Source organism: Clostridium disporicum (assembly GCF_001405015.1).
Classification (GTDB): Bacteria; Bacillota; Clostridia; order Clostridiales; family Clostridiaceae; genus Clostridium; species Clostridium disporicum_B.
In genome coordinates this window covers 1-6,765 of sequence record NZ_CYZX01000039.1, presented here as the reverse complement: position 1 = coordinate 6,765, position 6,765 = coordinate 1, and the positions used below count along the sequence as shown (strand labels likewise).

Annotated in this window: 4 protein-coding genes and 1 pseudogene; all 5 read right to left on the bottom strand. The window is 26.1% G+C overall.

The genetic code is table 11. From position 1 onward, the window contains the following. Positions 1-104 precede the first annotated feature (104 nt). Positions 105-1,196 (bottom strand): annotated as a pseudogene (fliB, locus tag ARA56_RS15955) (flagellin lysine-N-methylase); the annotation flags it as partial. Positions 1,197-1,426: 230 nt separating this feature from the next. Then, entirely contained in the window at positions 1,427-2,386 is a 960-nt protein-coding gene (locus ARA56_RS15950) for a tRNA dihydrouridine synthase (protein ID WP_055268466.1), read from the bottom strand. 152 nt (positions 2,387-2,538) lie between these two features. Then, positions 2,539-3,921 (bottom strand): MATE family efflux transporter, encoded by a 1,383-nt coding sequence (locus ARA56_RS15945; protein ID WP_055268464.1) that lies wholly within the window; start codon positions 3,919-3,921, stop codon positions 2,539-2,541. 175 nt (positions 3,922-4,096) lie between these two features. Next, positions 4,097-4,894 carry a TMEM164 family acyltransferase gene (locus ARA56_RS15940; protein ID WP_055268462.1) on the bottom strand — a complete coding sequence of 266 codons (798 nt, stop codon included), beginning with the start codon at positions 4,892-4,894 and terminating at the stop codon, positions 4,097-4,099. Between the two features lie 311 nt (positions 4,895-5,205). Beyond that, on the bottom strand, positions 5,206-6,486 hold the full coding sequence (locus ARA56_RS15935; protein ID WP_055268460.1) for a DUF389 domain-containing protein: 1,281 nt from the start codon (positions 6,484-6,486) through the stop codon (positions 5,206-5,208). Positions 6,487-6,765: the final 279 nt, after the last annotated feature.

Here is a 6,765-nt window from a genome sequence, read left to right as displayed (position 1 = left end):
AAGTTTTTCATATTATTACTATGCGCAAAAAAGGAAGTTCAAATTCGAACTTCCTTTTCTTTATCGGCAAATATCAAATTTTTTTTGATACAGCCCCCTTATTTTTAAAATAAACTTATTAAACATAAATATCCAATTTCTAAAATAGGATCACCAAATCCCTCTTCAAAAAACTCTATAACTGAATCAGAATTATTTCCTATAACTCTTGAAAAACATACAATGTAATCTTTAATATCACTAGTATTTATATCATTACCTTCTGTTATAGAATATTTTAAAAATACAGCATATCTAACTAATAAATATTCTATTATTATCATTTGAAGAGAAAGTGCTAGCTCCTCAACATCATTACTAATACAACTACTTAACACCTTAGCAATTATACAATTCTTTATTAGTCTATTATGTTCCTCAAACTTCTTTTTAAATTTACTCCAATTCTCAGTAACCTCTTCTAAATCAACTTCTTCTGCATAATCAGAAATATCTCTTAAAAGAACTTCCAATCCTGAAACATCTTTATAATTTTCTATAATATCTAAAAATAAATTATTTAGCTCTTCAATTGATTCATATTTATTTAAATCTATTTGCTTATAGATACTTACAATCTCATTTATATATTTATTATCTTCAAATCTTTTAAACTCATTTAGCAGTATATCTTCTGTAATTTCTTCATTATCTAAAATATTTAATAACATTTGAAAACTTATAATAAGTTTCTTATCTAATGATATATTTTCTTTATTTATTATATTAATAATATTTTCTCTAATTTTAAGCTCTAATAATTCTTCAGTTACTTCAATATCACTTTCAGTAACCATGTCTATTTCTCCAGGAATATTATTAATAATTTCAACCACCTCTGGACATGAACATGATAATGATATCTCCGTTATATTTTCAAACTCATTATATATTCTTGGGAAAGTGCGACATGTTAAAGATAAATACTCATCACCATTATTTTTCACTATGTTGCATAATCCTCTATTATCTAGAAATGGACATACTTCATTAGTTTCTTTATCTATTAAATAGTATTTTTCCCCTCTACATTTATTTATTTTAACATTGCTAAAAAGATTTTTATCATTTATACTCCTCCACTTATAATAAGTAGTTGAATCTATTGAAATATCCCAACCCTCACAACATGTAAATTTACATTTATCTGCAATACATTTAAACTTATCTTAACCTGATATTTTCGAGATATTTATTTTATTATCCATATATCTTAACTCCAATTTTAATATTATTAGTAAAACATAATTTATTATAATAGGATTATTAAATAAATTATACTTCCCAAAAGTTGTTCTAAGAAAAAGTAATTAAAATTCCTAAATAAAAAAGAACCAAGTTAGGTATATATTCACTAATTATACTAACTCGGTTTTTCTGATTAATATTAATCCCTAAAGAATCCAGCTCCATTTACTATTTCTTGTTCTGCAAATAAACTTTCAACTGCATGATTATAATCTGATACTTTTTGAGCTTTTTTAATCTTCTTAGCATATTTTTTATTATCTGAGAACATATAAATCATATATCCCCATACTTCCTTCATTCTATACATAGCATTTTTATCTTCTTGGAATACCTCTCTATATGTATTGAATACTTCATCATGAAACTCTTTTAATATCTTTTTGTCAACACCGGCCATTCCTTTTATCTCATTAACTAAGCCTGGATTTGCTAGTAAACCTCTTCCAATCATTATATTATTTACATTTGGAAAATCTTTTACAAATTTATCATAGTCTTCTACTTTAAAAATATCCCCATTGTAACATATAGGTGCTTTACTTACGTCAACACCGTGTTTAAACACCTCAAAGTTTGGCTTATTTCCATAAAAATCATCCCTTGTTCTTGCATGTACTATAAGCTCTTCTAAAGGATATTTATTATAAATATTTATAATATCATAAAATTCATCTGGCGAATTCTTACCAAGTCTAGTTTTTATAGAAATCTTCATATCATCTATTTTATATATTTCATCTAAAAATCTATCAAGATCATCCTTTAATGCTAAAAATCCTGAACCTCTATTTTTTCCTACAACTGTACCTGCTGGACAACCTAAATTTAAATTAATTTCATCATATCCTAATTGCTGTAACTTCCTAGCTGTAGTAATAAAACCTTCTGCGTCATTGGTAAGTATTTGAGGTACTATATTTAATCCTCTATTATTTTCAGGTAAAAGATCTCTCAATTCCTTTGTCTTTAAACTCTTACTATTATTAGGAACTATAAATGGAGTAAAGTACTTATCAATACCTCCAAAATACTTTTCAAATGAGTTTCTATATATATGTACTGTTATACCTTCCATTGGTGCTAAATAAAATTTCATCTGGTGACTCCTTTAAATAAACATTCTCTGCAATATTATATCAGTCTTATTTTTTCTTATCCACTTATATTATTTGTTAATATTTTATAGTTAAAGGTTATTGCAAAAAGACTACATCAAAATTGACTTAACTTTGATGTAGTCGATTTTTATTATGCAATTTTTACTTCTTCACTTAGTTCATCGTCTTTAATTTTGGAATATTTTCTAACTTCGTTAAATAAAACTACTCCAGTTGCAACTGCTGCTATAATATCAGCAATAGGCTGTGCAAACCAAGCACCATTTACTCCAAAGAATCTAGGCACTATTGCAATTAAAGGTATTAAGATTATTACTTGTCTTAATAAACTTAACAGCATAGACATCTTTGCTTTTCCTGTTGATTGGATATAATAAGTTCCAACTATTGATATACCTATAACTGGCATTGCAAGCGTATATTTTCTTAGTCCATTTATTGTTAATCCCATTAATTCAGGGTCTTTATTAAATACTCCTACTAACATTTCTGGTGCAAATTGAGTTAATAAAAATCCCATTACAAATACAAACGTAGCAGCAATTAAACTTATTTTTAATGTTTTTCTAGCTCTATCATATCTCTTAGCTCCATAGTTATATCCAACTATAGGTTGCATAGCTTGTACAAATCCGAAAGCTGGCATTACGAATATCATGCTTATTGAGTTTACAGTTGCCATAGCTCCTATCGCTAAATCCCCACCATATGTTTTTAATGAGAAATTATATATAAGTTGAACTACACTAGTTGCTAATTGCATTGCAAAAGGAGATACTCCAATTATTAAAATTCCAGCAACACTAGCTTTATATAGTTTTAAATTTTCTTTTTTAAACCTTACATTAGATTTACCACCTAAGTAATAAATCATTCCTAATACTGTTGAAATTGCTTGCGCTATTACAGTTGCAATTGCAGCTCCTTGTATTCCCATATTAAATACAAATATAAATACCGCATCTAATATTATATTAGTAATACATCCTACTGACATAATAATAGCTGAAAGCTTAGGTTTACCATCACCTCTTACTATGTTACCAAATATACTTGAAAACATATTGAATATTGTACCTGCTAAAATTACAATCATATAATCTCTTGCATATACAATAGTATTTTCACTTGCACCGAAGATAGTTAATATGTTATTTAAAAATAGTAATCCAAATACTGTGATTATAATACTTAGTATTATCGTTAATGTAAAAGAATTTCCTATAATTTTTTCTGCATCATCTCTTTTTCCTTCACCTAACTTTATTGAAACCTTAGTAGTTGCCCCTACTCCTATAAGGGTACCAAAAGCAACTAGTATAGTCATTATTGGCAATGTAACACCTAGCCCTGTTATAGCCATTGGTCCAACCCCTGGTATATTTCCTATAAACATTCTATCAACAACATTATAAAGAGCATTTACCATCATACCAATAATAGCTGGTATTGAATACTTTATTAATAATTTCCCTATAGATTCTGTCCCTAATACATCATTTTCCTTAGACATACTTCTCCTCCTCTTTTGTTTATCTATATCTTTGCATACTTTTTCAAGAAAGTTCTTAGCTTTATTCTTGTTGCCCCTTTATCAACTTTCAAATTTTTGACAATTATCTTTTTTTGCATAACTATACTAATATATCATCATAATATTGAGTGTGCAACTAAACTGTTTTTTACTATTAACTTAATTTAATCACTTCTTTATCACAGTCATTCTGTCTATTTAATTTAGCCTTTTTTATAGCTCTGCTTAAATAACTTGTTACACCATAAGGTATAAACAGATATACACTAAAAACTAAAAAAGTATATCCCCACTTAGTATTATTATATAATGTATGAAGTAAAGGAACTGGAATAGTAGATGGCTTTTTTAGAAACATCAAATTACTTTCAAAAACATTATTTAATATAATTGCTATAGTTGAAAAAGCTAAGAAAAATATAGAATACATTCTATATCCTTTTATATCTAATTTTATTTCTTTTTTCCAAAGATATAATATTCCCATATAAACCATTAAAGTATGAAATAACATACTATACATGCATAAGTAATGCCACATAGGATACATTGTCAATGACGTAGAAGGTATTAATAAATATGTCCCACCTGCTACTATAGCTACTCCTGCAATAAAAACTTCTCCCATCTTTTTGTACTTTCCTTTTCCATATCCACTTAGCCATAATGCATATATAAATAAAGAACAATATGACATAGGAAACCACGCATTTATCCAAGTATATCCATAGTAAAAATTAAAATAAATTTTAATCGCTTCTAATATTGTGATAAATACCGATAATACTTTTGTTAGATTTTTAATTTGTGATTTAGTTATTTTCCTTGAATTTAATAGTAAAATACTTAATATAAGCATAGCTATTAGTAATAATACTATATGCCCATATGTAAACATTCCACAAGGATTATATACCTTTCTTGGTGCCCAAAATTGATTCAACAAATACATTCAATACCTCCCCACTTTAGTTATTACTAATTCTAAATTCCCTATTATTACAATTATTTCATAGTGAAACTTAATATAAGCAAACTAATCTTTAAATTGTTTCTTTTGTTTAATTTTAGATAAATTTTAAACTTATCATATTAATATATATTAATATAATAGTTTTAATACTATAATTTATTTTCAATAAAATAGACCTTCGCATAACACGAGGCCTACATTAAACCATATTATATAATTTATGAGGTATACATTTCCTATAATCTATTATAATTTTTATAAATATAATATTTACAAAAATTTAATATAAACTAACTAGTTTTACCTTCAATATAAACTTTGGCATTATTCGAATTAATTCTAGTTTTAAACCAATTTTCAATATTTCCAATATTTTTACTAAAATCTTCAACATCGCTATATATTATAAGTATTTCTATATTATTTTCTTCGTCATTTTCACCATATATATATCCTAAATATAATTTATTAATTTCTGGATATATAGATTTAAGTTCATTAAATATAGCATTTCTATTAATCTCCTCTTTATTATTAGTGTCCGTATTATTGGACGTAATATACCTTTGATTATTTTTTATACTATCTATATACTGTTCTAGATTTGACATATTAATGCCTTCTTGCTTAAGTATAAGCTTTTTATTTTTTAATCCATAATCAATCATTTTTTCATTTAAAAAATTTAACTCAGTACTATTTATACTATCTCCGACTGTAACTAATGTAATAATATTATTTTTATAATCTATATTTTTACTTAATACATATTGATTTTTTAGCTCATTACTTATAAAATCATTCAAATCTTTTTCATCTATAGTTTTTGTAATCATCCAAATTGCAGAAACCATGCTAGGTATCATCACTATAATAGATGATATAAGTATAAATCTTCTTACTTTACTTTCTTTTTCATAATCTACATTACTCTTAGTAGTAAGTTTTAATGCTTTTGTAACTACAAATGTTGATATAGCTATAAAAAATCCATTAATAAAAAATAAATATCCAGCACCTAAAAAAATATTCAATTGCTTTGTTGCTATACCATAACCAGCCGTACATAATGGTGGCATAAGAGCAGTTGCTATAGCAACTCCTGGTATAACATTACTTGGCTTATTCCGTGTCAAACCTATCATTCCAGCCACACCACCGACAAAAGCAATTATTACATCCCATATTGTAGGACTTGTTCTAGCTAAGATTTCACTACCTGCAGTAGTTATAGGAGTTATACTAAAATATACAGTAGATGTAACTACACTTATAATAATAGAAATAGATAGTACTCTAAATGCTGTTTTCAAAAGCTTAGTATTGTATGTACCAACGCCATATCCTATACCTATTATCGATCCCATCAATGGTGATATAAGCATAGCTCCTATTATCACTGCTACTGAATTCATATTTAAACCTATAGAAGCAATAATTATTGCACACATTAATATTATAAAGTTAGACCCATGTACATTCATCCCTTCTAATATAGTTGCATATATTTCTTCATTACTTGCTTGATTCCTAGTAAATTCATATCTAAACCTATCCATATTAAAATTCATACATACGTCTCCTTAATAATAAATTCAATCAATATTAATATTTACAATATGTAAGATTTATATAATCTTACTTCTAAAGATTATTAATTTATATAAATTCTCTATATATAATTCAAAACTAAAAAGATTCCCTAACAAAAATGTTAGAGAATCTTTTTTAAAGTAATTTTTTCTAAATTTAATTTATATATTGGTGTTAGTATAAAGTAGTGGACACATTAAATCGAACTAAGTAAAATAATATTTAGTTAAGAAAGGATGTGTCCATTATGGGAAAGG